The organism is Paenibacillus kribbensis, assembly GCF_002240415.1.
Taxonomy (GTDB): Bacteria; Bacillota; Bacilli; order Paenibacillales; family Paenibacillaceae; genus Paenibacillus; species Paenibacillus kribbensis.
Genome location: NZ_CP020028.1, coordinates 2,508,747 through 2,530,772, shown reverse-complemented (window position 1 = coordinate 2,530,772; position 22,026 = coordinate 2,508,747). Strand labels below are relative to the sequence as shown.

Below are 22,026 nucleotides of genomic sequence, written 5' to 3'. Positions count from 1 at the left end.
GATTACACCTCCATAACAAGCAACTCAGGGTTAGCGAGCAGCTGTTTGATATAGTTCATGAAGTTTTGAGCAGTTGCACCGTCAATAATACGATGGTCAAAGCTGAGAGAAAGAGCCATTACTGGAGCAGCAACAATTTCACCGTTTTTCACAACTGCTTTTTCGCTGATACGACCAGTTCCCAAAATCGCAACTTCAGGGAAGTTGATGATTGGCGTAAAGAACATACCGCCTGCAGAACCGATGTTAGTGATGGAAATTGTGCTTCCTCTCATTTCGTTGGCAGCCAATTTCCCATCACGACCGCGTACAGCCAGATCACGAATGGAATCAGCGATCATCCAGATACTCTTACGATCAGCATCTTTGATAACAGGAACGATCAAGCCGTTGTCTGTATCTGTAGCGATACCGATGTTGTAGTATTTTTTGTAGACGATTTCGTTCGCTTCTTCGTCGATCGAGGCATTCAGAGCCGGGAATTGACGGGAAGCAGCAACCAGAGCTTTAACGATGAATGGCAGGTATGTTACTTTTGTGCCTTTCTTCTCAGCAATTGGTTTCATACGAGTACGGAAAGCAACCAGTTCGGTTACATCCACTTCGTCCATAATCGTAACGTGTGGAGCCGTGTAAGCCGATTTAACCATGGCATTGGAAATAGCTTTGCGGATACCTTTAAATGGTACACGCTCTTCCTCAGCACGCGGATCTGCTGCTGGTGCGGATGGCGCTGCAGCTTTCGCTTCTTTTTTAGCTGGCTCTTGTGCTTTTGCAGCTTCTTTCACTGCCGGTGCAGCCGCTTGGCCTCCACCATTTTTGAAAGCTTCTACATCTTCTTTAGTGATTTTACCATTTTTGCCGGAGCCACTCACTTGAGCGATGTTTACACCTTGCTCACGAGCAAATTTGCGCACACTAGGTGTAGCCAACACATCTTTGTTCGATGCAGCTGGAGTTGCAGCCGGTTTTGTGGCAGTTCCACCTTGTGTAGCATTCTGTTCTTGCTTAGCAGCAACTGGTGCATCTTCTTGTTCAGGAAGCTCACCCTCTGCAGCAATAACTGCCACGACTTGACCTACCTTGAAGATGTCACCGTCTTTGGCGAATACTTCTTGAACTGTACCATTGACTGGGCAAGGAACTTCAACCACTGCCTTGTCGTTTTGTACTTCCATGATGATATCTTCATCCGTTACTTTATCGCCGGGCTTGATGTGCATCTTGATGATTTCGCCTTCGTGAAGACCTTCACCCAGCTCTGGGAATTTATATTCAAATCTAGCTGCGCCTGCAGCTCCTCCTTGTGCAGGTGCAGCAGCACTTGGCTCAGGGCTAGCAGCAGCTGGTGCTTCCGGTGCATCTTCTTGTTCAGGAAGTTCACCTTCTGCATCAATGACAGCTACAACTTGGCCTACGTTGAAGATGTCACCGTCTTTGGCAAATACTTCTTGAACCGTACCATTGACCGGACATGGAACTTCAACTACAGCCTTGTCGTTCTGTACTTCCATGATGATATCTTCATCAGTTACTTTATCGCCGGGCTTGATGTGCATCTTGATGATTTCGCCTTCATGAAGACCTTCACCCAGCTCCGGAAATTTATATTCAAATTTTGCCACGTTTAAAACCTCCCAAATTTACGGTGTGCTTTAATTAAAATTCCAATACTTTATTAACCGCATCAATGATACGTGTTGGCGTTGGCAACCAAGTATCTTCAATTTGAGCAAAAGGATAAACGGTATCTGGACCAGCTACACGCAGAACTGGTGCTTCCAGATGCAGAATTGCTTTTTCGTTAATTTGTGCAATCACTTCAGCAGCTACGCCGGCGCTCTTTTGCGCTTCCTGAACAACGATAGCACGATTGGTTTTTTGAATAGAAGCAACGATGGTATCAATGTCAATCGGGCTAATCGTACGCAAGTCAATGATTTCCACCTTGATGCCTTTTGTTTTTTCCAGCTCATCAGCAGCTTTAATCGAAGTGTGTACCATCATACCGTAAGTAATGATCGTCACATCGGAGCCTTCACGAACCACGTTGGCTTTGCCCAGCTCAACAACGTAATCATTCTCAGGAACTTCAGCGCGGAACGCATGGTACAAGTTCAAATGCTCCATGAAAAATACTGGATCGTTATCGCGGATAGACGCGATCATAAGACCTTTTGCATCATAAGGATTGGAAGGAACAACAACCTTGATACCAGGTGTTTGAGTCAAAAGACCTTCCAGGGAATCGGTATGCAGCTCGGCTGCCTTAACACCGCCACCAAATGGTGTACGGAATACGATTGGAGAATTATAACGTCCACCGGAACGGTAACGCATACGGGATGCCTGAATTGCCATTTGGTCGAGTGCTTCAAAAATAAAGCCTACGAACTGGATTTCAGCTACAGGGCGGAAGCCTTGGATACCCAGACCGACAGCAAGACCCCCGATTGCGGATTCCGCCAGCGGAGTATCGAATACACGCTCTTCGCCAAACTCTTTTTGCAAACCTTCCGTTGCACGGAAAACGCCGCCTACATGACCTACGTCTTCACCGAAAAGCAGGACGTTAGGGTCGCGTTTCAACTCTACGCGCAGTGCGTCACGAATAGCTTCTTTCATGTTCATTTGTGCCATTGCTTCATTTCCTCCTTAAACATTACAGATCAGTTTCAGTTCAGGTCCAATTGAAAAACAGACCGGATCGGGATACCGCCCGGTCTCTTTCGTACTCAATTATTTAAAATCAGCTTTTTGTTCTTCCAGATGCTTAGGCGTTTTTTCGAACATGCTGTCGATCAGGCCAGGAATGGTCATTTTTTCTGTTTTCTCGGCTTTTTTGATCTCTTCGTTCACTTTCGCTTTAGCTTCTTCTTTTACGCGAGCTGTATCTTCTTCAGTCCACAGACCTTTTTTCTCAAGATATTTCGCAAAGCGGGCAATTGGATCTTTTTCGTTCCATTCGCCTTCTTCTTCTTTGGTACGATATTTCGTTGCATCGTCAGAAAGGGAGTGCGGACGGAAACGGTATGTTACCGCTTCAATCAGTGTAGCACCTTCGCCATTGCGACCACGTTCTGCAGCTTCCTGAACAGCCTTGATTACTGCAAGCACGTCCATACCGTCAATTTTCACGCCTTTAATACCAGCAGCAACTGCTTTGTGAGCGATTGAAAGAGCAGCGGTTTGCTTCGCAAATGGAGTTGTGATGGCGTAACCATTATTTTGCACAAAGAAAATAACTGGCAACTTGTATACACCAGCATAGTTCAGACCTTCGTAGAAGTCACCTTCGGAAGAACCGCCGTCACCTGTATATGTAATGACGACTTGTTTTTGTTTTTTCAGTTTGTAGCCCATTGCAATACCCATAGCGTGCAGAATTTGCGCGCCGATGATGATTTGCGGCATCAATACGTTAACACCGTCCGGTATTTGACCGCCGTGTTGATGACCACGGGAATACAAGAAAGCTTGGTATAAAGGCAGGCCATGCCAAACGAGTTGCGGAATATCGCGGTAGCCTGGAGCAATAAAATCTTCTTTTTGGAGCGCAAATTCACTACCAACCATGGTTGCTTCTTGTCCGGATACCGGAGCGTAGAAGCCGAGACGTCCTTGACGGCCCAAGTTAACAGCACGGTCATCCCAAGTACGTGTAAATACCATACGATACATAATTTCTTTCAATTGATCATCTGTAAGTTTAGGCAATTTATCTTTATTGATAATTTCACCATCCGGAGAAAGCACGGACAGAGCCTCAACTTCCTCTGTGTACACTTCATAAGGAACCTTGCTCATTTTCTTCACCTCAACAAAAAAATTTGAATATCAAGTTCCGCTGTTATAGGATTATTATACACCTGTTATATTGCTGGCGTCAAAGATTTAGTTATTTTTTTTGAGTTCACCGCATTTTTGTGTATGTAACAGGATACCAATATTACTACAACAGATTAGTACATGATTGGAATTTAAATCATCTTTTAAGCATCTTTTAAGCATTTTTTAAGCATCTTTTTTAAGCATCTATTGCAATCAGGGTAATCTTAACTTATTGTGATCCCGAATGCAAAATAATACACCAAGAAAGGTGACGAAAAATGACGGATTCCCGGTATTTAAAACGAACTATCCTTAAAGACAAAGTAGAAAGCCGCCTTCTTGGCGAAACCAGAACACTCCGCATTTACTTGCCTCCCGGCTATAATGAAATATTGAGCTACCCGGTCGTATACTGTCAGGATGGAGAGGAATTTTTCAATTTTGGCCGCATTGCAACTCATGCCAACCGCCTCATCCTGGATGAAGGCGTCGAGCCCTTCATCATTGTCGGCGTCGAAGTGAACACCAAAATCAGAACCCAGGAATACGCTCCCTTTGGCGATCGTTTTAAGGCGTATACCACCTGTTTTGCAGAAGAGATTATTCCCTATGTAGAACAAAAGTATCCTATAAGAAGTGATGCATCGTCCCGCATTTTGGCAGGGGACTCACTCGGAGGCAGTGTTTCTCTGCATTTGGCCTTGTTGTATCCACAACTGTTCAACCGCATTATCAGCTTGTCTGGCGCTTACTTTGAGGCTTCGCAGGAAATCATCGCCCGTGAGAAGGATCTGTCCCGGCTGCGGGTGTGGATGATAGTCGGCCTTCAGGAGGATGCATTTAAGAGCGATACCGGCATTCATAACTTTGTAGAGCTTAATCGTCAATGCGCAGATTTGCTGCGCGAACGCAACGCCGAGGTTTCCTATCGTGAAAAGGATGGCAAACATTTGTGGGGCTTTTGGCAAAACGAGCTGCCTGACGCACTCATGTACTTTTTGGATCGCGCCTAAGTGTACTTTTTCCAAACTAAACAATCGTTGAGGATTGGGCATTGATCGACCAGATCAGATCGTCATGCTCTTTCCTCTTTTTCATAAAATGATTACGCTTTCAAAATTATATAAGGAAAAACGGCAAACATTGCCGTCTTCTGTCGTTCACATTATAGCTTTTCTTCTATGATTTTGTCCAGCAAGGCCTCGCACCCCGCATCCATTAGTCGATAGGTTTCTTCGAAATTTCCGGTGAAATACGGGTCAGGCACTTCTCTTAGCTGTTCTTTGGGAAGCAGGTCCATGAATTTTAGAATGTCAGCGTCCGCCCCACCTGCAAGCTTACGCATATTTCGTTCATTGGAATCATCCATGCACACAATATAATCAAACGCTTCAAAATCACGGGCCTCTATTTGCCGCGCCTTTAAGCCCTGCTCGCTAATCCCGTGCAGCTTGAGCTGCTTTAGCGTTCCCTTATGCGGGGGATTCCCAATATGCCAGTCGCCTGTTCCAGCCGAATCTGCCTGAATTTGCGTGCTTAGTCCCCGTTCCTGCACCTTGTGTCTTAGTACCGCTTCTCCCATAGGGGAACGGCAGATATTGCCCAGACACACAAATAAAACATTAATCATGTTGTTCTCCTTCCTATGCACGTACATTACTTTTTTCTGTTTTATTGTAGCTGTGTCCTCCAAAATTGTGCAAGCCATATTTAACACGTTATACTTAAAAGCTGATGGTACAAAATAGAGCGTATGACAGAAAGAAAGGATGTTGGATATGACGAAGAAGCGCGCCATTGTATTTTCCGGCGGTCGTCTAAGCGAAGTAGATTTACAACAAATACAACCTGAAGATTTTATTATAGGTGCGGATAAGGGTGCTCTTTTTCTGATTGAACATGGCATTACACCACATATATCTGTAGGTGATTTTGATTCGATAACACCACAGGAAAAAGAACGGGTTGAATCAGCAAGTAAACGTATGCTTGCGTGTGATCCAGTGCTAAAGGATCTGACAGATACAGAGCTTGCCCTGGAGATCGCTATAGACGAACAGGCAGATCATGTGCTAATGCTCGGCGTGACCGGCACCAGAATGGACCACACACTGGCTAATGTTCAAATATTGGTACGCGCGATGCAGCATCATATCAACTGCGCAATTATGGACGCACATAATTATATTGAGCTCACTGGGTCTACGCTGGAGATCAAGCCTATGGGTTATACATATACATCGCTGCTTCCTATGACTGCCGAAGTAACAGGGATAAATCTGGAAGGATTTATGTACCCATTGCATAATGCCACGCTCAAGATGGGACAATCACGTGCTGTCAGCAATAAGCTAACCGCTTCAAAAGGTACGATTTCCATCGAAAGCGGACTACTACTTGTTATTCAGAGCAAAGATTAGTTATGACATTATTGTAACCTTTAAAAAAGTTGTTTTAATGCTCAAAACCCTTGATTACAAGCATTTTTTCGATTTTCAGAATTCGTAAAACGCTTTTATTTTTTACAAATTGTAATTTTTAATCGTTTTTTAATAATTGCTATGCAAGCCTTGTCCCTCAAGCATTTGGGCGTGATTTTCCAACTATTAGGCGGCTCCAAAGCTGTTATACTCAACGCTGTCAGTAAGTTAGCAACTCAGCAAAATATTGCAGAAATCATTTTTTGGAGGTACTTACATCATGAACATGCATAAAATCATAAAAAAGGTAATTATCACGGGAGTCGCAGCTACGATCGGTTTTGGAACTTTTGCCATTGAGGGAACAAATATGGCACAAGCTGCCACTGCTACGACTTCGACAGGCCAAAAAATAATTAACTATGGTGAAAAATATATGGGAACTCCTTATAAGTTCGGAGCTTCTACAAGCACCACTAACTATTTTGACTGCTCATCTTTTATGAAACATATTTTCAAAAAGTACGGAGTGGATTTGCCGCGCACTTCTGTGCAGCAATCTAAAGTCGGACGTGCTGTATCCAAGTCCAATTTGAAAAAAGGGGATTTGGTCTTCTTCTCAAGTGGAAGTCGTGCTACAGGCAGCAACATTACCCACGTAGCAGTCTATATGGGCGGCGGTAAGATTCTGCACACTTACGGTGGACCTGGTGTTACCATCTCCGATCTGAACTCTGGCAACTGGAAAAGAACATACATCAAAGCACGTCGCGTGCTGTAGTATCAAACTCGTTTAAAATATGCAAGCCGGGACGAAAAGTTCCCGGCTTTTTTATATGCCGCTATGCTATTCTACTGCAGGTGGTGTTCATGGTGTTCTGAGAGAATAGCCAATGCCCCGCACCGTGCGAATCATTTTGAATTTTTGTCCCTTATCTATCTTCACTCTCAAATGCCTGATATACACATCTACTACGTTCGTATCTACGATATAATCATGTTTCCAAACGTCCTTCAGAATTTGCTGCCTGCTGCAGGCCTTATTGAGATGTATAGCCAGATGAAGCAAAAGATCGAATTCCTTCGGAGTCAATTCCAGCTTTTGTCCCCCTCTACTCACCATCCTGCTTGCATGGTCTATATGTAAATCACCTGCCTCGATTGCCCTTGCTACATCCTGTGCGGTGTCAAAAATTCGTAATAAATTAGCCACTCTTGCGAGAAACACTCTATGAGAAAAAGGGTGTACCGTCACATCGTGTGCTCCCTGCTCAAAACAGGAAACAATATGGTTCTCATCGTCTGATGAGGTCAATACGAATAATGGTACATAAGGATGGTTTTGTTTCGCAATACGAATCATGCCTCGTGCATCCGCTTGCTTGTCATCGATGTTCAGAAGCAGCATATTCACAGGATGATCGGCTACATAGGGGCTTCCCTCCGTCATATTTTGGACATGAGCCACCTGATAGCCTGCCTGCTCCAACAGATGTACATATGCAGGAGACGCTTCATTTCCATCCACAAATAAAATTAACGGGGTCATCTTTTCACCCACCTGGTTTGGACATCGCATTACAATATGGATATGAACAATTTGTTTGTAAGTCATTAAAACATATGTATATTTATTGTAACAAAAAAGCAGAAAATCATTCCTGAAAGAATGGTTTTCTGCTTTTTATAGCTAACCCAAATAACGGTGATATAGACTTTTGGCTTCTGCCACGTCCTTTGTCCCGTGAATCAACGCTCGTCCATCTGCAAAAACGACCAAGCGATACACGCCGATGCTAAAGGAAACCAGAAATGGATTTCGCTCTACTTTCCCCTCTGCCACAGAAGCAAGTCTATCTGCTGTTTCCTTAAGATTCAGCTGTACCGGTTTGGCAGGTCTAATCTGAATGGTATCCCGACCGCACAACACATCTGTTTTCTGCCGATTTGAGGCTGACAAATAGGGATACGTAGGTTGATTGCCGCAGGAAGGACAATCCGCTTTTTTCAAACTGTCTACGGCTATCGCTGTATACTCGTTTCGCCATAGATCAAACGAAAGCAGCTTCCCTCGCAGTTCTTTCGGATAACCGCCAAGAAGCTTAAAGGCTTCTGCAGTCTGATTGGCCGTAACCATTTGTACTGCCTGTGGTATAATCCCGGCGGTATCACAGGTCTCGCCTCCAAACGGAACGGTTCCCAGCAGACAGTGAAGACAAGCCGTTTGTCCAGGCAAAATGGTATATGTCACACCGTAGCTTCCCACACACGCCCCATAAATCCACGGTATGCGATGCTTAAGTGCCATGTCGTTCATAAGCAGACGGGTGTCGAAATTATCGGTTGCATCCATTATCAGGTCAACTCCCTGGATCAGCTCTTCCAGTTCTTCTACCCCGACATCCAGTACATGTGCGTGTATGACCGTTTCCGAGTTAATGGCTTCTAATCGTCGCTGGGCAGCCACTGCTTTGGGGTATCTCTCCGCGGCGTCGCTCTCCTGAAAAAGCTGCTGACGCTGCAAGTTGCTCCATTCCACGTAATCCCGGTCTACGATACTCACCGTCCCTACCCCTGCACGGACAAGCGTTTCCGCAATACCTGTACCAAGCGCTCCGACGCCTACGATCAGTACATGAGAAGAAGCCAGCCGGCGTTGCCCTTCTGATCCAAAGGGGGCGAATCTTTCCTGTCTGGAATAGCGGTCACTTGCTTGTACTCCTGCACCGGATTTTTCAGTTTCCATCATGCCTGAACCATACCTTCTGTTGGGCTGCTTGCTGAAGCATACCGTTGTACGGGAATCAGCCCCGCCTCAAAACCATATCTGCCCGCACGAACAGCCAGCTTCATGGCCTCTGCCATTTTCACAGGGTCCTTTGCTCCCGAGACGGCTGTGTTCAACAAAACAGCATCTGCTCCCAACTGCATCGCCATTGCCGCGTCACCGGGCGAGCGAATACCTGCATCGACAATGACCGGGATCTCTGCTTGTTCAATAATTAACTCCAATGCAAACGGATTGAGCAGACCGCGTCCTGTACCAATCGGTGAAGCTCCAGGCATAATGGCATGCACGCCAAGCTCTTGCAGCCTCTTGGCCAGAATGACATCATCCGATATGTAGGGCAGCACGATAAAGCCTTCGTCCAGCAGCTTTTCGCTTGCTTTCAGCGTTTCAAAGGGATCAGGCAACAACGTCTTGCCATCGCCAATGACCTCCACCTTAATCATATCGCACAGACCTGAGGCTCTTGCCAGTTTTGCAATTCGAACAGCCTCCTCCGCTGTCGTCGCTCCTGCCGTATTGGGAAGAAGTGTATACTTGCTCAAATCCAGCGTATCCAGAAAATGTTGCTTATCCCGTTCCTCCAAATTTAATCTTCGCACGGCAAAGGTCAATATTTCGCTTTCAGCAGCCTCAACAGCTTGGGATTGGATACTCAGGTCAGAAAATTTCCCTGTTCCCAGCAACAGCCTTGATGTAAAAGATGCTTTTCCAATAGTTAACATAATCAACCGCCTCCCACAAAATGTACAATTTCCAGGTTGTCTCCGTCCTTTAGTACCGCTTCCTCATGTTCCTCACGGGTCAATATGTGACGATTCAGCTCCACCACAACGGTTTTCACCTTTAAATCAAGTTCATGCAGCAATTGTTCCACATGAGTGATCCGGTTAGAAAAGTTCATGCTCTGCCCGTTAATCGTCAGCTTCATAAGCTTTCCTCCTTGATACGTGCAGAAGAAATTTTGCTTATTCCAAGTTCAGCCGCATCAGCCCCTTTAAGCAGAGCAGCCATCGCACGTCCGGTAGCATCACTCAACAGGACACCGTTGCGATAATGCCCGACTGCAGCATATACCCCTTCCACACCGGGAACAGCCCCTATGAAAGGACGTCCCGCTGCCGCCTGCGGCCGCAAGCCTGCCCAAGTGCGTACAAAAGAAGCTTCGCGTACGCGCGGCAACCATGCAGAAGCACGTGCCAGTAGCCCCTCCAAACCTGCAACAGTCACTTCTGTGTCATCGTGATGCGGAAGGCTCGTAGCCCCTATCCAAAGCTCGTTCTTCTGCTTCGGCACAAGGTAAACATCATCGGCATAAATGGTATATTCCAAAGGGTGATCCTTCAAGGAGACGGCAACTGCTTCACCCTTGACCGGATAAAGCGGGTAATAAAAGCCCACTTGCTCTAGCAAATTCATGCTCTCCAAGCCTCCGGCAATAATGACCTGGTTGCAGGAAACAAAGCCGCTATCTGTCACTACACCGCAAACCCGGCCATTCTGTACGACCAACTGCTCTGCATGGGTACCGGACCCTATTGTTGCACCCAACACTGTAGCTGCTCCCGTATAAGCACGGCACAGCTGTACGGGGAAGAGTTGTGTCTCCTTCGATCGATATATAGCTCCAATCGCTTGACGATCTATGCCCGGAATCCGTCTGGCCAATTCCCCGGCATCCCACCACTCAGGCTGATTATCCTCGCGCGTATTAGCAGCTTTCCAGCGTTTTTCACCCTCAGCTTCCGAACGGAAAGGAGTTACAAAACCTTCTGTACGAAATTCTACTGAAACACCAGACAACCGCTCCAGCTCACGAACTAGCTCAGGGAATGCATCCCGACTTGTGCGAGCAAATTGTTCAAACTCAGGGTCGGCGAACTCTTCACTCTCCGCCGCAAGCATTCCGACCGCTGCCCCCGAGGCTCCCTCACCCGGCATCATTCGCTCCAGCATAATCGTACTGCGCCCTTCCCTGGCCACATGATAAGCAATGGAACTGCCGATCACACCTCCACCTATGACCAAGCATTCAGCATGTCCTATAACTGTAGCCTCTGTGTGTATCTTTAGCATGTGTTATATCTCCTCTCCACTGACCATACTGCTTTCGAATTTCTACTACTCTCGTTCCCTGCTACAGATTGTGGGCTACCTGATCTACCATTTGTCTATATTCCATCACAGCCGCAATTGGCGACTCAGCTTCCCATATGCCGGACATCACTGCAATTCCGCTTGCTCCAGCATGATAAAGCTCTGGAATATGATGCGGTTGTATGCCGCCGAGCGCAATCACAGGAATGTTCGACAAGCTGCATATCCGCTTAAGCTGGGCTGTACCCCGCGGCACAACACCGGGCTTACATTGGGTCTCATATACATGACCATACAGTACATAGTCAGCTCCAGCCCGTTCGGCCATCTGCACCTCCTCCAGGGAATGCACTGACACTCCACAGCGTGTCCCCTTTGGAAGCAGGCTTTTCACATCCCTGACAGGTAAACCACTAGCCGGTAGCTGGACAGCTCCAGCCAAGGTAAGCAAAGCTACATCCACACGGTCATTGACTGCAATTTGCTGCAAAGGAACTCCCTGCCCTACCATGCTGCGGATCAAAGCAAGCAATTCTGAGGCACCCTTCTGCTTCAGGCGTGCGTGCACATAATGAACATACGGATAAATAGCAGCAGCCAGTTGGGGTACATCTGCATGGTAGCCACTTTCCATCGTAATCACGTGTAATTCGATCTCGTTTTCACCTCACATTGAACTAAGAATATGAACTAAAGTTATAAAATAATCGTATAAGCTGAACCTATATCGTTGCAGCTCCATATCGCGAAATAACATACGGAGCCAGCCACAAGTACCAGCAATAATGAAAGGAGAACATATGTGAATCCGTATACGGAAGTTCGACAGGCAAAGCCAAACGAAACGCAAAAAAACCACTTCCCAGAGGAAGTGGTTTCACGAACGTCCAATAATCGAACGGACAATCAAATCCGTATACGTATATCGTCCCACGCACAAACAAAAGTAATGATGCGATTACCTTGCTTGTACGGCGCTCACTTCCCTACGCTGGCATAACCCAGATCAGGTGCAAAGGGTCCGAAATCCATTTATTCCGTCTCAGCCGCATGGGCGGCTCCCCTAGTGTGACTATTATATTGTATCAGCTACAAATAGCTTAGCATATTTTTCTAATTCTGCAACCCCCACTTTTTGTGAAGCATAACAGAACTGAATTTTTTTGATTCTAGTTGACTTTACTTGACCACTCTTCCACATTCCACGTTTTGGTTACCCAGTCCTCGTAAAAATCCGGTTCGTGCGAGACGAGCAATATAGTCCCTTTATATTCCTTCAGGGCACGTTTAAGCTCGTCCTTTGCTTTAACATCCAAGTGATTGGTAGGCTCGTCAAACAGAACCCAGTTGCTTTCCCGCATTAACAATTTGCACAGACGTACTTTAGCCTGCTCACCACCACTAAGCGCAGACAGAGGACGTGTGATATGCTCATTTTTCAATCCGCAACGGGCCAAATGCGCTCTTACTTCATGCTGGTTCAAATGTGGAAACTCATTCCACACATCGTCAATCGGTGTGATTTTGCCCGCTTTTACTTCCTGCTCAAAATAAGCCGGCTGCAAGAAATCGCCTTGATAGGTTTTTCCGCTAATTGGCGGTATTTTTCCCAGAATAGTTTTGAGCAATGTTGATTTACCGACACCGTTGCAGCCTACAATTGCAATTTTTTCGCCACGTTCAATCGTCATGGACATTTTAGGCAACAGGGCATGAGTATAGCCAATTTCAAAATCAATTCCCTCAAAAACCGTTTTCCCGCTCGCACGTGCTTCTTTAAATTGAAAGGTTGGCTTGGCAGCTTCTTCGGGCTTATCAATACGTTCGATCCGATCAAGCTGCTTTTCACGGCTCTTCGCCCGGCCTGATGTGGATGCACGCGCCTTGTTGCGCTGAATAAAGTCTTCCTGTTTCTTAATATATTCCTGTTGCTTCTCATAAGCATCAATATGCTGCGCTTTGTTCAGATCCGCCATCTCAAGGAACTTTTCATAATTTGCTGAATAGCGGGTCATCTTGGCAAATTCAAGGTGATAAATAACATTAACGACCTGGTTCATGAACTCCGTATCATGCGAAATAAGAATAAATGCATAAGGATAATCCTTCAAATAACGTGTAAGCCATTCGATATGCTCAACATCCAAATAGTTGGTTGGCTCATCCAGCAGGAGGACGTTTGGCTTTTCCAACAGCAGCTTGGCCAGAAGCACCTTAGTCCGTTGTCCACCACTAAGCGCGGATACATCCCGATCCAGTCCGATGGCCGAGAGACCCAGCCCGTTCGCCATTTCTTCAACCTTTACATCAATGAGGTAAAAATCCCCCATATCCAGTTGCTCCTGAATTTCACCCATCTGTTCCAGCAGCACTTCCAGCTCTTCGGGAGAAGCATCCCCCATTTTATCCGTAATCTGCATTAATTCCTTTTCCAATTCCAACAAAGGAAGAAATGCGTCCTTCAATACATCACGTACTGTTTTGCCCGGTGTCAGCTTGGTGTGCTGATCCAGATAACCGTAACGTACACGTGGAGTCCATTCCACTTTACCCTCATCCTTAAGCAATTTCCCGGTCAAAATGTTCATGAGTGTCGATTTACCGACACCGTTAGCTCCTACTAAACCTACACGTTCCCCCGCAAGTAATCGAAAGGAAACATTTTTAAATAATGCGCGGTCCCCAAAGTTGTGGGATACATTTTCTACAGTCAATAAACTCATACGCTGTTTTTGGCTCCTTATTGTCATCGGCGATGCCGACTGTCATTATTTCATATATCATTTGTTTTCTTTCAAAGCCTTATTGTAGCACATTCAGCAGCCTTATCGGAACATTGAAAATAACGAATTTTAAGGTTTTTAATGCGGACTTTCCTATAAAAAAAGAAAAACCACTCGTCAGAGTGATTATTGTAAGCCGTTATTACATTTAAACTCGAAGTACCCCGCAGCAGCCGCAGATTTTTCATCTGAAAAACGTTCTCTAGCCTGAAAGGGTGCCGGACAGGAATCTCTGTAAAAATATTTCATTCCGGTATCCGGTTCTAAGCCACCGATAATGGCTTGCTTTCTAACGACTCTTCCACCACCAAATCCATAGTTATTATAAAACCTGTCACCAACCGGAATGCCTTGGATAAACGCCATCAACCCCACATCATCTACCGTGTTATACCACTCTTCTTGCGGAATAGTCGGCAGTGTAAACGTATAGGCTACGCCGTTGCGTGCTGCCTTTTGGTTATGGAGATTAATCAGGCGGGCCAGGTCTTCCTGAACACTATGAACGATGGTGGAACGTTGTACTTGCTCAAACGTTTCGGAATTATTCAGCAACGAAATGCTGGTTTGGCCCTGAAGCTCCTTTTGAAAGCCTTCCACCCACCTGTGATTCTGCGAATCATACGCATGTACATAATTATCCAAAGTGAATCCCACACTATTACCCGCTGAATCAGCATAGGCAAAAGGCCTTTTTTCACTCCATTTGGGACCTATCGCAACTTGTCCATCTTCATCTGTATAGGTTTCTGAGGCAAACGTATAATAACCGTCATAATCCAAAATCACAATGGCAGGTATATAATCCAATAAAGCGCGTTGTGCTACTGTATCCCCATCAATACCTATATTTAGAAAAAGGGTATGCAGGAACGTCTTTAGCGCTTCTTCCTTATCAACACGAAAAAACTTGTCCGATCCGTATCCAGCCTCCCGTTCCTGACGCTCATTTTGGGAGAGTACGACACCTGCATCCTGAACTGCGGTATGGAGAGCCGATGTATATTTCATTTCCAACTGCTGCACTTCACGCTGATTTTGTACCCGCAAATCATTCATTACACCAAAGGGCAAAAACAGCAGGATAAATATAACTGCAAAATCAGTAATCTTCATTCAGAACCATGCCTCCGTAAGAAGCTGTAACTGCCGGCTTTCCGCTATCGCTCCCGCCCAGAAGCCATGATTCGTATAAATCAGCAGGAGTCCGATTTGTGTTATGCAACCGCACTGTAAAATAATCCCCTGCCATCAAGGTATATCGACGTGCCTGGTCTGACTTTGGCTGCTGATTGTCAGGAAAAAGGACAGGCAAGATTTGCGCGTCGTAGTACCCATCATATACCGTTTCATAATTGCCCAGAAAACTATCCGGCTTCGAGGCATCTGCATATTCCGGTACATATTTTTTGTGCATATGCTCCAGATCAACTTCATACGTATTGCCTGTAAGCTCCAGTTCACGCATAAAATCGTTATACATCGTCGGTGTAATGTAGCCCTTGCTTCTTACCATATCTACAAAACGTACCGTTGAATGATAAACATTCAGCCCCGATATATCATCCTGCCGTTCAGCAGCTTGAGCTGCGGGTACGATGTACAAAAGCAATACAGCGAGCAGGGCCCCGAGCAGCTTGGATATTAATTGAACCACTTCAGTCCTCCTCCAATTTCTCAAAGCGTACAGATATGATCTCTCCATGCTGATTACGTTGTGGGTACATGGAATACAAAGAGGAAGCATTTAAAGCCGATACATCAGGCTCAAACGGTTCGGAATACACATCGTACTCCGTCCCGTCGACTTGAACCGAAATTCCATCCTGTAAATTCATGCGGATCGCCTGAATAACCTGAGTCCCTTGAATCCGTTCCGGCATGCCCGGCTCCGCAATACGGGATATCCGCCCCTCGGAACGCTCCTCCTGCTGTGATCTTAATTCCAGTGCCATACTCATCTGACTGGACAAGTCTGCTGCTGCCGTACATGCGGTTATGAACAAAATAAGTGATACACCAAGCCGCAGCATGCTCGAAGCGTGATCAGACATGCACCCATCTCCCTACTCATTATGATCTCCACTGTAGCGTTTAGGATTGGGTAAATAGCAAGCCGCGTACAACATTCGATTTGTCTTTGACGATTTCGGCCTTGAATTTACCGCTTGGATTGACGTATTCGTTTTCTTTCTCATTCAGCGTATTCGCTATTTTTCCCGTCTTATCACTTCCACCGTTCACTGCACCATACTGTTCACTGTCCAGGCTAATGTTCAAAGCATTACCGTACCACTGCCCTGCCATATTTTTGCCGGTTTTAATCTGAATACCGAATTGGTCCTTGCCCTGAAACTTGCGTAGCGCATTGGTTACCTGAGATCCGCTAATCGTTGTACCGTCATATACTGTAAAAGAGGCTTGAGACAATTCCGTCTGAATATCAGCAAAATTATTTTGTGCCGTTTTGGTCGCCTCCTGAGCTGAAATAAACAGAATGACTACAATTGTAATGAGGGCGATAGTCAAAAATATACCGGCGGCTACCTTTAAGGCAGTTGATGCGTTATTCATTATTTTTCTCTCCTTAGTTTGTTATATCGTATGGGTAATCATAGAGCTTACTTACTGAATTTTTTGTATCTGCTCATAATAGCTATCCATTTGAACAAAGCTCATGCCGATCAATGGAATCACCGAATATAAAAAGATAAGACTGTACATTGGAGCAAAACCAATCATCCTACCCCAGATGGCCTTGCTGTCTATCATTTTTTCATACTCCTGTTTTCTTTGTTCAAAATAGTAGGACATATGAGAATCCAAATCGTCAAAGGCCTCGCGAATCGTAATTTTGCCCAAAGACAAATGGAGCTTGTCCACCAGACGTTGAAATTCCGGCAAAGGAGCTTCTTCTTTCAACAAATCTAGAGCTGTCTCGGGTCCGTGTTCATAATGAAGCAAGCATTTTTGCAATGGCCTCTTGAAAATAACCGAAAAACGATTCAACCACTCCAATATTTCCTCGACAGACATTCGTTCCATGACCCGCAAAATAGAAATGACCGTTTGAAACTGATATACCTCATGCCTCATATCCAACCGACGCATTTTTCGTTGCAAATATAACAAAAGCATAGGCATTTGGTAGGCTGCATATCCCACAACCAAACCGATCAGCACTTCCCACCACTTGATGTATTCCTCATTCCACGCTTCCAGCTTTTGAAGGATACGGCGCGTATTTTTAGATAGCTGATCTGCATTTACTGTGCCACCTGCATTATGCTCCAGAGCTGCATACGTCTGCTCATATGTGCTTTCCGCTCTCATGTTAAGTAGGTACATGATTTTGCGGTCAACCTCACTCTGCTTCAAAGCTTCTTTTTCCTCTGTGGGATTTAAACGTCCAAACATTTGACCCAATTGAACAGGAGCATAAAGAATATGTGTTTTCTCAGCTTCATGTAAAATAAATACCGTACTGATGCTCAGCACCAATCCTGTAATGAAAAGAGCAATCCTCCGTATGTACAGCCATTCCAGTTTAATCTCCGCGCCGCTCTCCTTTAGCAGGCGGGTTATCTGGAAATAAGAAGATGCCTGCGGCCGCGGAATTAATGCATCTACTACATTATGAATGATGGGGTAACGGTATAGCCTTTGCTCCCAGACATAACGGCCCCGACCCGCACGATAACCTGTTTCGTTGGTCTGTTGCAGCTTTTGTAACAGAAAGTAAGATAAGATAATTAGAATATAAACGGTTAATTTTGTAATATATCCCAATTTCCCCTGATAAAAATCATCCATGGACGGAAAACTGGATCTCGCCCATTTTTCAATCGGTATCGTAAAAAAAACGGGGGCCAGTGCAATCACGTTCAAACTCTTGAGCAGATAGTCCAGTTTATTTCTCCGCAGTACCTCCAACTGGATTTCGCGCGCAAGACTGCCAAGTCCCTTCAAATAGATGGAGCCGCCCTCCTCATTCCGGTCACCAAACTCCATCACCATATATGAGATACCAGCAAAGGCTTTTAAAAATCGGTTAGGAGCAGATTCATAGTATCTTTCCAATGCTTCATGCGGATCGACATCTGTTAGTGCTTCATGAATGAGTCGTGCGTGTCTTCCAGCCTCGGCCCCGGCCAAATCGGCCGCTTCTGAAATAGCTTCCTCTACCATGCCATGCTGGTGATAATGATGGCGCACATTGGCGAACAGTTCGATCATCTGTGCAAGCAGTCTTTTTTCCATCCGGCTAATGGCCACATCCAAAAGGAGGCTGTTGATTACCACACCGCATAAAAGGGCCAATACAGCAAACTCTAATCCGGGTTTCATCATTAACAGCACGATGCCGCTGCAAATAAATGCCCCCCAGATGAACAGTGTCATCTTCATAGTCTGTAGGCGTAGCTTGTACTCATCGTAGGCATGCAAACCGGATAGACGCTTGCGTACGCTCTTGATGTACTCGGATAGGATAGGCATTCCCATGCCCAGCGTGTATAGCTTGTGCAATAAGGCTTGTATCTCCCGTTGCAGTACCGCTTTTCCCTTCCGCCCTTCCCGCACAGAATGAATTCGTCCAATGCGGACTGCACGATTATTGCGTTTGTTCAGCCACCACAAAGCTGTATATAGAAGTACAAAGCCCCCACCTGAAATGAGTAAAATCCACAATAACATCTCTTTAAGACTCATATTTTTCCTCCCAATAACGGGTCAAAAAACGGCGGAAATCACTGGCGTCCTTGGCATTCATCTGCTCACACATTTCCTTTGCGCTTTTGGCGGTTAGCGGTTCCATTGGCATATAACACCCATTCCGGTATTCCATTACATGCCGATAGCTATAATTCGCCGAAGCATTGGAGCCAGTATCTATGTGATCCGGGTCATGCGGCACACATTCTGTAATTCGTTCAATATAACGGCGCCCTTCCGCATCACGCTTAAGATGCACATCAAAGTTAATGACATGAACTACCTGCTCCTCAGCAATGCCTTCATGTTGAAATACTCCAGTTTTGAGCAATGAATTACGAAGTGAGAATACAAGATCACGAAATGTTTTGGCATGATGAGTAAAAATGGTGAACAGACTTGCAACCTGCGACATCTGGATCATCCAAGCAGCCACTTCATCACTCGCTACTTCGCCAAGGATATTGACGGTTCCATCCGTCTTTTTCTGTAAATCAAGCCCTTGTTGCCCTGAAATATGGTCAGTTTCCCGAAAGGTAAGAATGTTACGGCGACTGTAGATGCTACGCAAATGCAACTCAAAGGCCATTTCCTGTACACGAAGCGTATACGAAGCATAGATATGCTTAACCATCGCCATCAATAGCGTCGTCTTACCTGAACCCTGTGCGCCTGTAATTGCAGTAATCCGGCTGCCTTTCATTAAGTAAGAAAGAAGCTGGATCGGAAAATCAGCATTTTCACCCTTAACTAACTGCTCCAGCGATGCGCTTTGGATATCAAATTTACGGACAAAGAAAGCCCACGATTCAGAGAACGGAGGTCTGACTACCACAACCCGTGACCCATCCTTCATTTCGTTTACCTTATAACCATTGGCTTCGGAAAGCTGTCCCGGGTAATTATATTTATAAATATTTTGGCACACCCGTTTAAGCTCACGCTCTGAACCAAAGGAAAGAAACGAAAGATGAATCGTTTTTCCTTTATAAAAAATCCACACGCTCTCATAACCATTTGCAGTAGGTTCAAATGCTTGTTCTAATGTATACCGATCCAAAGGCCAGTCCGCCGATGCAGGAGCCCCACATTTTGGCATGCCACTAACGCCCCCGCTTACACCGTCAATCCGCTGATCACGTATATCATCAATGACGGAAAAGCCTTTATAATGCTGATAAATCCGCTGCACAATAATATCCACCTTCTCTAAAAAGGAAAGGGGGCGGTGTTCACAGTCATAGATATAACGGATATCCTCTCCCGTGACGAGATAGCTTCCATCCTCTTCATGTGGCTGTGAATATCTCATTTCGGCCAAGTCATAAGTATCCAGTAAACGCGACAAGGCATCAGCGCCGTACTTTTGCTGGTATTGGTAAAAGAAAATTTCGAATTGATCCTGTATACTTAATGACTCAGGTCTGGAAAATGGCATAACGGAATCTACGATTTTTTCGTTCAAGCCATAGCCGTTAATCAGCAGTTCAGCCATCAGATTTTTAACAAAACGTTTATCGCCACTACTGCCATTGGCGCAGTCCTTTAACGCTCTGCGCAGCTCCGCTCTTTGATGGATACGCCTTCTGTATTCCTCTTCATGCAACCCGACATCCGCCATTTGGCTATGACTTAGTTCATGAAGTGCATTTTTGATATACTCCATCAGAATTTCCAATGTAGCCTCTTCATTCTCTTTGCCGACCCGCGAGGTTGAATGACGCGAGTGAATATTTCCTCGATATTTAACGATAATCAATACGATGCCCAGCAGTATAATGCAAGCAAGTATCAATCCATTGATCAATTGAGCGGACAGCATCAAGCGCCCCTTTCCAAAGCCTTGAGCCGAAGATCGGATTCTGCCGCCTCCAGAATAGCTTTACTGATCTGCCGTATGCTCTGCTCCCATCCGATAGGTGTAAAAAGCCTGCGATGCGGCTCTTTCCCACTTCGCACACCACGCTGTACATGGCCTATCACATCCCTGCGGTTCCACGCGTCCATAAATTCAGTACTGTAAGGAACCGTATGTAAAGCTCCCTTGTAGCCATATCTCCTGCGGATATTCGCTACACTTGCTTGAGAATGCACATCATATTTCCCGAGCACCATTAATAACGGCAATGCCGAGTAAGTGGATAGCGGAGATACAGATTCAAAAAAAGCATCCAGCTCTCGCATATTCTGAGTCAGCGACAGAACAGCCAGCTTGGCTCCCGCACATGCTTCATGTTGTACAGATCCCCACCCTGCTCCACTTCCTGCATCAACCAGCGTCAAATCATAATATTGCCCCGCCGTGTCCATGACTGTCCGTACAAGTCCAGGGGATAACAGTGGTGGAACAGCTCCAAAGCTGGAGGTTCCCTCAAGCACATCCAGAGTCTGTTCCAGTACAGGTGTCGTATAATTACAAATATTTTCTCTAGACAATGTTCCACGCAGTACTAACCGTGCGACAGCATCCCAACCCCCTTCCTGAAGCCGCAAATTTGGATCATCCATACGATGCTCCTGTATAGGGAATCCTGATTCAATTCCCGTATGTCTACGTCCCAGATGGGTCAATAGTAATCTTCCTCTATATAGATTGCCTATGGTAACTGCTATTGCCGCCGCCAATGAGCTACTTCCACTCGCTCCCTTAATTGGGCTCCAAAATAAAACAGTGCTCATGCTCTCCTCCTTTCCGCACGCTTTAGCGCACGTCGGCTCTCTTTAAATTCCCAGCCCATCCATTCTCCAATACAACGACACAATTCTTTCTTATACATTCTGGATAGCGGTTTTAGTTGAAGCTGCTGTTTATGCTCATTTTCCAGCTTCAGGGCAAGATGTCCCTCATCCCATGGCAATACATACGGCTCTTGCTGCCAGAAGGCAGGAAAACCGTTCATGTATTCCCACAAGTACGGCTCCTCTACACCACAATCCACGGCTTGTAAAAATAATTTGTCAAATGCAAGATCTTTGGGAAATCCAGGCTGGCCGAACAGACGCTCTAGCCACATCCGTCCGTTGTGCATCTGCATTCGGCTATAATCACTGACCCAAATTCGCTGTTCCGCCCTTTTCCAAGCAGATATGGGGCAAAAATCCGCTGACTCCACGTCCAAAATTACAATGTCATAAGCCTTCTCTGCCTTTAGATCAGCCATCATACCAATGTTAAGATCTTCCCATGCTGTAAAACCAGTCGCCACATCAAAACCATTAAACTGTATAATGGGAAGTGGTTTATCGAGCATCCCGATGCTATATCGATACTGTTTCCGCAGCGTAGCATCCACAAGCAGCACCTGTTGGCCGGAAGCAGCTAATATGCTGCTGATGTATAACAAGGTATCGCTTTTGTCACAAAGTCCGGCAAATATCCAAGTTTTCATGCTTC

At 45.6% G+C, this 22,026-nt stretch carries 22 protein-coding genes and 1 riboswitch; of the genes, 3 read left to right on the top strand and 19 right to left on the bottom strand.

Annotated features, from left to right (window positions below; translation table 11 throughout):
* Positions 1 to 2: 2 nt before the first annotated feature.
* The 3 genes from B4V02_RS11500 to pdhA form a co-directional block, all read right to left on the bottom strand.
* Positions 3 to 1,625, bottom strand: coding sequence for a 2-oxo acid dehydrogenase subunit E2 (locus tag B4V02_RS11500; RefSeq protein ID WP_094154859.1), 1,623 nt, complete (start codon positions 1,623 to 1,625; stop codon positions 3 to 5).
* A 34-nt stretch (positions 1,626 to 1,659) separates the two neighbouring features.
* Positions 1,660 to 2,640, bottom strand: a complete 981-nt coding sequence (locus B4V02_RS11495; protein WP_007430628.1) for an alpha-ketoacid dehydrogenase subunit beta — start codon at positions 2,638 to 2,640, stop codon at positions 1,660 to 1,662.
* Positions 2,641 to 2,739: 99 nt separating this feature from the next.
* Positions 2,740 to 3,807: a pyruvate dehydrogenase (acetyl-transferring) E1 component subunit alpha gene (pdhA, locus tag B4V02_RS11490; protein ID WP_094154858.1), complete on the bottom strand. Its 1,068-nt coding sequence runs from the start codon at positions 3,805 to 3,807 to the stop codon at positions 2,740 to 2,742.
* A 302-nt stretch (positions 3,808 to 4,109) separates the two neighbouring features.
* Between pdhA and B4V02_RS11485 the strand changes: the two genes are divergently transcribed.
* Positions 4,110 to 4,844 carry an alpha/beta hydrolase gene (locus tag B4V02_RS11485; protein ID WP_094154857.1) on the top strand — a complete coding sequence of 245 codons (735 nt, stop codon included), beginning with the start codon at positions 4,110 to 4,112 and terminating at the stop codon, positions 4,842 to 4,844.
* Between the two features lie 152 nt (positions 4,845 to 4,996).
* Here B4V02_RS11485 and B4V02_RS11480 read toward each other — a convergent pair whose 3' ends face one another.
* Positions 4,997 to 5,461, bottom strand: coding sequence for a low molecular weight protein-tyrosine-phosphatase (locus B4V02_RS11480; protein ID WP_094154856.1), 465 nt, complete (start codon positions 5,459 to 5,461; stop codon positions 4,997 to 4,999).
* A gap of 148 nt (positions 5,462 to 5,609) precedes the next feature.
* On the opposite strand from B4V02_RS11480, the gene B4V02_RS11475 reads away from it, so the two are divergent.
* Positions 5,610 to 6,251: a thiamine diphosphokinase gene (locus tag B4V02_RS11475; RefSeq protein ID WP_094154855.1), complete on the top strand. Its 642-nt coding sequence runs from the start codon at positions 5,610 to 5,612 to the stop codon at positions 6,249 to 6,251.
* 280 nt (positions 6,252 to 6,531) lie between these two features.
* Positions 6,532 to 7,032: a C40 family peptidase gene (locus B4V02_RS11470; RefSeq protein WP_094154854.1), complete on the top strand. Its 501-nt coding sequence runs from the start codon at positions 6,532 to 6,534 to the stop codon at positions 7,030 to 7,032.
* An 87-nt stretch (positions 7,033 to 7,119) separates the two neighbouring features.
* Here the strand turns inward: B4V02_RS11470 and B4V02_RS11465 are convergent, their stop codons facing one another.
* From B4V02_RS11465 to B4V02_RS11395, 15 genes are all read right to left on the bottom strand, one after another.
* The gene (locus B4V02_RS11465; RefSeq protein WP_094154853.1) at positions 7,120 to 7,800 is read right to left on the bottom strand and encodes a response regulator transcription factor; all 681 of its coding nucleotides are present in this window, start codon (positions 7,798 to 7,800) and stop codon (positions 7,120 to 7,122) included.
* 141 nt (positions 7,801 to 7,941) lie between these two features.
* Positions 7,942 to 9,000, bottom strand: a complete 1,059-nt coding sequence (locus B4V02_RS11460) for a ThiF family adenylyltransferase (RefSeq protein ID WP_094154852.1) — start codon at positions 8,998 to 9,000, stop codon at positions 7,942 to 7,944.
* On the bottom strand, positions 8,997 to 9,764 hold the full coding sequence (locus tag B4V02_RS11455) for a thiazole synthase (RefSeq protein WP_007430636.1): 768 nt from the start codon (positions 9,762 to 9,764) through the stop codon (positions 8,997 to 8,999). The genes B4V02_RS11460 and B4V02_RS11455 overlap by 4 nt, the downstream gene beginning before the upstream one ends.
* Before the next feature lie 2 nt (positions 9,765 to 9,766).
* The gene (thiS, locus tag B4V02_RS11450; protein WP_007430637.1) at positions 9,767 to 9,970 is read right to left on the bottom strand and encodes a sulfur carrier protein ThiS; all 204 of its coding nucleotides are present in this window, start codon (positions 9,968 to 9,970) and stop codon (positions 9,767 to 9,769) included.
* Positions 9,967 to 11,115, bottom strand: a complete 1,149-nt coding sequence (thiO, locus tag B4V02_RS11445; protein WP_094154851.1) for a glycine oxidase ThiO — start codon at positions 11,113 to 11,115, stop codon at positions 9,967 to 9,969. Before thiO ends, thiS begins: the two co-directional genes overlap by 4 nt.
* 61 nt (positions 11,116 to 11,176) lie before the next feature.
* Positions 11,177 to 11,770: a thiamine phosphate synthase gene (locus tag B4V02_RS11440; RefSeq protein ID WP_094154850.1), complete on the bottom strand. Its 594-nt coding sequence runs from the start codon at positions 11,768 to 11,770 to the stop codon at positions 11,177 to 11,179.
* Between the two features lie 332 nt (positions 11,771 to 12,102).
* Positions 12,103 to 12,211: riboswitch (TPP riboswitch) on the bottom strand.
* 94 nt (positions 12,212 to 12,305) lie between these two features.
* The gene (locus B4V02_RS11435; RefSeq protein ID WP_007430640.1) at positions 12,306 to 13,859 is read right to left on the bottom strand and encodes an ABC-F family ATP-binding cassette domain-containing protein; all 1,554 of its coding nucleotides are present in this window, start codon (positions 13,857 to 13,859) and stop codon (positions 12,306 to 12,308) included.
* A gap of 186 nt (positions 13,860 to 14,045) precedes the next feature.
* Positions 14,046 to 15,035, bottom strand: a complete 990-nt coding sequence (locus B4V02_RS11430; protein ID WP_094154849.1) for a hypothetical protein — start codon at positions 15,033 to 15,035, stop codon at positions 14,046 to 14,048.
* Positions 15,022 to 15,576 carry a hypothetical protein gene (locus B4V02_RS11425; protein ID WP_094154848.1) on the bottom strand — a complete coding sequence of 185 codons (555 nt, stop codon included), beginning with the start codon at positions 15,574 to 15,576 and terminating at the stop codon, positions 15,022 to 15,024. The genes B4V02_RS11430 and B4V02_RS11425 overlap by 14 nt, the downstream gene beginning before the upstream one ends.
* A gap of 1 nt (position 15,577) precedes the next feature.
* The gene (locus B4V02_RS11420; RefSeq protein ID WP_094154847.1) at positions 15,578 to 15,973 is read right to left on the bottom strand and encodes a hypothetical protein; all 396 of its coding nucleotides are present in this window, start codon (positions 15,971 to 15,973) and stop codon (positions 15,578 to 15,580) included.
* A 40-nt stretch (positions 15,974 to 16,013) separates the two neighbouring features.
* A complete protein-coding gene (locus B4V02_RS11415; protein WP_094154846.1) occupies positions 16,014 to 16,493 on the bottom strand; it encodes an ABC transporter permease in 480 nt (159 codons plus the stop codon).
* A gap of 51 nt (positions 16,494 to 16,544) precedes the next feature.
* Complete coding sequence (locus B4V02_RS11410) at positions 16,545 to 18,629, bottom strand: hypothetical protein (RefSeq protein WP_094154845.1); 2,085 nt, start codon at positions 18,627 to 18,629, stop codon at positions 16,545 to 16,547.
* Positions 18,619 to 20,454 (bottom strand): ATPase, T2SS/T4P/T4SS family, encoded by a 1,836-nt coding sequence (locus B4V02_RS11405; protein WP_094154844.1) that lies wholly within the window; start codon positions 20,452 to 20,454, stop codon positions 18,619 to 18,621. Before B4V02_RS11405 ends, B4V02_RS11410 begins: the two co-directional genes overlap by 11 nt.
* Positions 20,454 to 21,311 carry a hypothetical protein gene (locus tag B4V02_RS11400; RefSeq protein ID WP_094154843.1) on the bottom strand — a complete coding sequence of 286 codons (858 nt, stop codon included), beginning with the start codon at positions 21,309 to 21,311 and terminating at the stop codon, positions 20,454 to 20,456. Before B4V02_RS11400 ends, B4V02_RS11405 begins: the two co-directional genes overlap by 1 nt.
* Positions 21,308 to 22,021, bottom strand: coding sequence for a hypothetical protein (locus tag B4V02_RS11395; RefSeq protein ID WP_094154842.1), 714 nt, complete (start codon positions 22,019 to 22,021; stop codon positions 21,308 to 21,310). Before B4V02_RS11395 ends, B4V02_RS11400 begins: the two co-directional genes overlap by 4 nt.
* Between the last annotated feature and the right edge of the window lie 5 nt (positions 22,022 to 22,026).

Bases quoted from the DNA above. Each gene is read 5' to 3' on its own strand.
- B4V02_RS11495 (WP_007430628.1), bottom strand. From the start codon at position 2,640: ATGGCACAAATGAACATGAAAGAAGCTATTCGTGACGCACTGCGCGTA.
- pdhA (WP_094154858.1), bottom strand. From the start codon at position 3,807: ATGAGCAAGGTTCCTTATGAAGTGTACACAGAGGAAGTTGAGGCTCTG.
- B4V02_RS11485 (WP_094154857.1), top strand. From the start codon at position 4,110: ATGACGGATTCCCGGTATTTAAAACGAACTATCCTTAAAGACAAAGTA.
- B4V02_RS11480 (WP_094154856.1), bottom strand. From the start codon at position 5,461: ATGATTAATGTTTTATTTGTGTGTCTGGGCAATATCTGCCGTTCCCCT.
- B4V02_RS11475 (WP_094154855.1), top strand. From the start codon at position 5,610: ATGACGAAGAAGCGCGCCATTGTATTTTCCGGCGGTCGTCTAAGCGAA.
- B4V02_RS11470 (WP_094154854.1), top strand. From the start codon at position 6,532: ATGAACATGCATAAAATCATAAAAAAGGTAATTATCACGGGAGTCGCA.
- B4V02_RS11465 (WP_094154853.1), bottom strand. From the start codon at position 7,800: ATGACCCCGTTAATTTTATTTGTGGATGGAAATGAAGCGTCTCCTGCA.
- B4V02_RS11460 (WP_094154852.1), bottom strand. From the start codon at position 9,000: ATGATGGAAACTGAAAAATCCGGTGCAGGAGTACAAGCAAGTGACCGC.
- B4V02_RS11455 (WP_007430636.1), bottom strand. From the start codon at position 9,764: ATGTTAACTATTGGAAAAGCATCTTTTACATCAAGGCTGTTGCTGGGA.
- thiS (WP_007430637.1), bottom strand. From the start codon at position 9,970: ATGAAGCTGACGATTAACGGGCAGAGCATGAACTTTTCTAACCGGATC.
- thiO (WP_094154851.1), bottom strand. From the start codon at position 11,115: ATGCTAAAGATACACACAGAGGCTACAGTTATAGGACATGCTGAATGC.
- B4V02_RS11440 (WP_094154850.1), bottom strand. From the start codon at position 11,770: ATGGAAAGTGGCTACCATGCAGATGTACCCCAACTGGCTGCTGCTATT.
- B4V02_RS11435 (WP_007430640.1), bottom strand. From the start codon at position 13,859: ATGAGTTTATTGACTGTAGAAAATGTATCCCACAACTTTGGGGACCGC.
- B4V02_RS11430 (WP_094154849.1), bottom strand. From the start codon at position 15,035: ATGAAGATTACTGATTTTGCAGTTATATTTATCCTGCTGTTTTTGCCC.
- B4V02_RS11420 (WP_094154847.1), bottom strand. From the start codon at position 15,973: ATGTCTGATCACGCTTCGAGCATGCTGCGGCTTGGTGTATCACTTATT.
- B4V02_RS11415 (WP_094154846.1), bottom strand. From the start codon at position 16,493: ATGAATAACGCATCAACTGCCTTAAAGGTAGCCGCCGGTATATTTTTG.
- B4V02_RS11410 (WP_094154845.1), bottom strand. From the start codon at position 18,629: ATGAGTCTTAAAGAGATGTTATTGTGGATTTTACTCATTTCAGGTGGG.
- B4V02_RS11405 (WP_094154844.1), bottom strand. From the start codon at position 20,454: ATGCTGTCCGCTCAATTGATCAATGGATTGATACTTGCTTGCATTATA.
- B4V02_RS11400 (WP_094154843.1), bottom strand. From the start codon at position 21,311: ATGAGCACTGTTTTATTTTGGAGCCCAATTAAGGGAGCGAGTGGAAGT.
- B4V02_RS11395 (WP_094154842.1), bottom strand. From the start codon at position 22,021: ATGAAAACTTGGATATTTGCCGGACTTTGTGACAAAAGCGATACCTTG.